Below are 2,383 nucleotides of genomic sequence, written 5' to 3'. Positions count from 1 at the left end.
GCATGAGGTAAATTTGAAGGGCTTTCGGAGAGCATTTTTAGCACCAAAAACGACCAGAAACCGTAGGTTCACTATATCATTTCTGGTCGAAAATGAATGTATCAAAGAGCTATATTGTATTAGCGATCATAATGTTAGATGTTTTTCATAGCCGACTAAGTAAGAACGGCATGAAACCATGCAAACACCTGTGTTGTGAACGCTTCATCTGAGGGTACTTTGCAATGAGTGATTGATGATTATCCATAGTAAACCCTTTAGGCAACATAGCCCACAAAAACACGACTAATAGCTTTTGCTTTCATATTCTCACCTTAACTGGGGTGGTCATACCCATTAGACCACGTCAGTAGATTATGGAAGAAAGAAATGCAATTTTGTAAAAGGTACAATCCTCATGGAAAATGAGTGTAAATATTACATGAATGGCACTCTTTTTATTACCGTAAAGCTCTCCAATACCATACTTGGCAAGTTGTTTTAATTGTTGGCGTGATATCTGCATAACTTTGAGTGAGAAGTGATGGTTAATTTTGAATGATCACTTTATTTTCTCTCATTAGAAAAGTTAAGGAGATTATATATGCCAAATGCAAACACTAAAAAAACTGATTCTAAGCAGCAGGCCGAAGAGATTGCTTCAGAAGCAATAGAAAATGTGAAAAATACCGTTCAAGACACGCTCGAAGTAGGGTTTGGAACTGTAAAAAATAAATCAGATCAAGCTGAAAACATGATTAAAGAGCGACCACTTTTGAGCGTTGGATGCGCCTTTATTGCAGGCTGGGCTATTTCTAAGCTAATCAAATAAGCCTTAATGATGCACGAAGAGGAAAGTTATGCAGTTTAATAATATCAACGACGCACACAATGAGCCTCAACATCGCGAAGCGGAGCTTTTAGAGCGAGCGATCGTCCAACTGAGAGGGCTTTTAAAAGACCTAACCGTATTCCAATCTCACACTCAACAATGGTCAATGTCGATTTTTGAGTTGTTTTCTTTGGAGTTGCGTAACACGGTTGCCGCGAGTAAAAAACTCATTGCCATTAAACTCCTCTTCGTTGCATTGCTGCCGATGTTTCTTATTAGCATCGCCGTCGGTGTTGGGGTTATGGGGTACTACTTTACTTTGAACCTTTTAGTCGGTTATGGCGCTTTCATTGCAGCGTTCAGCGCTATCCTTGTGCTTTTGATACTCGGCAGCCGATATTACAAGCAATTTGTGGGTTTTGAATATACCAAAGAGCAGCTTGGGAGGTTGTGTCATGCGATCAATGAAAAAACGACAGCGGAAAATTCTAATGAAAAGGCTTGAGTGTGATAGTAAAGCTCGTCAAGTTGCACTCAGCTTGGGGTTGCTCTACTTCAAAGGAAAAAGCTTTGTACAGCAATCCCCATTTCATGCGGCAGGGTTTGCTGCCCTCGGCATGTTAGCCCTTAGCCAAGTCAAAAATCTCAGGACGCTTTTTTATGGTTATAAGCAAGCACGTCTATTGATTCATTCACTTGATAAATAATTAATAGGTTCTGGCTTAGTTATCAATGTAGTTATTCATCATTAATTTTAGTGTGACTAAGCCAGAACTGGATCTTAATATCTGAGGAACATAATGAACGTTAAACAAGAGAATATATTAAAATATAGTTTAATGAGCATTGCTATTTAATAATGTTCATTTTCATATTAGATGTTGCCAAACCGTTTTTGTTATCCGTTTTTTTTGGCGCTTTTATTTCTCTTCTATGTTGCCCTCTAGTCAATCGATTGGTGCGCTTTGGCATTCCTCGTGTCATTAATATTATTGCTGTTTTATTAGGGCTCGTTAGCCAGGGCAATCGCGTGAGTGTTTAAGTTTTGTTCACTTCGGTTAACCCTGCCTTCAAAACCTTTTCAAGATAATCTGTTTTCATCCAAGCTCGCTTTCTTTTTGTCGGGATGCTGGCTTTTGTTTTCTCTTTTCTCAACATATTTAAAGACGTTTGTCTTAATATCCCCCAGTTCTCGGCACTATTGTCCTTATATATCTGACATCTATCCTCATTCATACTAAGATCTAGTACCCAGTGCAGGCTATTTTCAACAGCCCAATGTGCCCGTACTGCCTCGGAAAACTGTTCTTCTGTAAGCTCTGCTGAGCTGATGTAATAACGATGCTCTAAGCTTGGCTCTTTTCCTTTTTCTTGTCGGTATCCCATGCTGACACCAACCGTTTTCAGTTTTGGCCAATCAGGAAACTTTTTCGCAACTTCTTTTGCGGGTAACCCATATTCCGCATGGATAATCAGGTTAAATTTATATTTCAAATTTAACCTGATTTTTAACACGAAAATAATAATACATCGTCTGGTATCCTAAATTTTATGCATGACAAGCGGCTTCAA

Annotated in this window: 3 protein-coding genes and 1 pseudogene; 3 read left to right on the top strand and 1 reads right to left on the bottom strand. The window is 38.8% G+C overall.

Features of this window, described 5'->3' with window-relative positions:
* Positions 1-583: 583 nt before the first annotated feature.
* The 3 genes from JQC92_RS21885 to JQC92_RS21875 are packed head-to-tail and all read left to right on the top strand — an operon-like array spanning position 584 to position 1,518.
* Positions 584-811, top strand: a complete 228-nt coding sequence (locus tag JQC92_RS21885) for a hypothetical protein (protein WP_205001644.1) — start codon at positions 584-586, stop codon at positions 809-811.
* A gap of 28 nt (positions 812-839) precedes the next feature.
* Positions 840-1,316, top strand: coding sequence for a hypothetical protein (locus JQC92_RS21880; protein ID WP_205001643.1), 477 nt, complete (start codon positions 840-842; stop codon positions 1,314-1,316).
* Entirely contained in the window at positions 1,303-1,518 is a 216-nt protein-coding gene (locus tag JQC92_RS21875) for a hypothetical protein (protein WP_205001642.1), read from the top strand. Before JQC92_RS21880 ends, JQC92_RS21875 begins: the two co-directional genes overlap by 14 nt.
* A gap of 331 nt (positions 1,519-1,849) precedes the next feature.
* Here JQC92_RS21875 and JQC92_RS21870 read toward each other — a convergent pair.
* Positions 1,850-2,263, bottom strand: a pseudogene (locus tag JQC92_RS21870) (ISAs1 family transposase); the annotation flags it as partial.
* Between the last annotated feature and the right edge of the window lie 120 nt (positions 2,264-2,383).

The sequence above is a fragment of the Parashewanella hymeniacidonis genome, assembly GCF_016900895.1.
GTDB lineage: Bacteria > Pseudomonadota > Gammaproteobacteria > Enterobacterales > Shewanellaceae > Parashewanella > Parashewanella hymeniacidonis.
The sequence above is the reverse complement of the archived record's forward strand: the minus strand, read 5'-3'. Positions and strand labels throughout refer to the sequence as shown.

Excerpts from the sequence above, each read along its gene's own strand:
- JQC92_RS21885 (WP_205001644.1), top strand. The coding sequence starts at position 584 with ATGCCAAATGCAAACACTAAAAAAACTGATTCTAAGCAGCAGGCCGAA.
- JQC92_RS21880 (WP_205001643.1), top strand. The coding sequence starts at position 840 with ATGCAGTTTAATAATATCAACGACGCACACAATGAGCCTCAACATCGC.
- JQC92_RS21875 (WP_205001642.1), top strand. The coding sequence starts at position 1,303 with ATGAAAAGGCTTGAGTGTGATAGTAAAGCTCGTCAAGTTGCACTCAGC.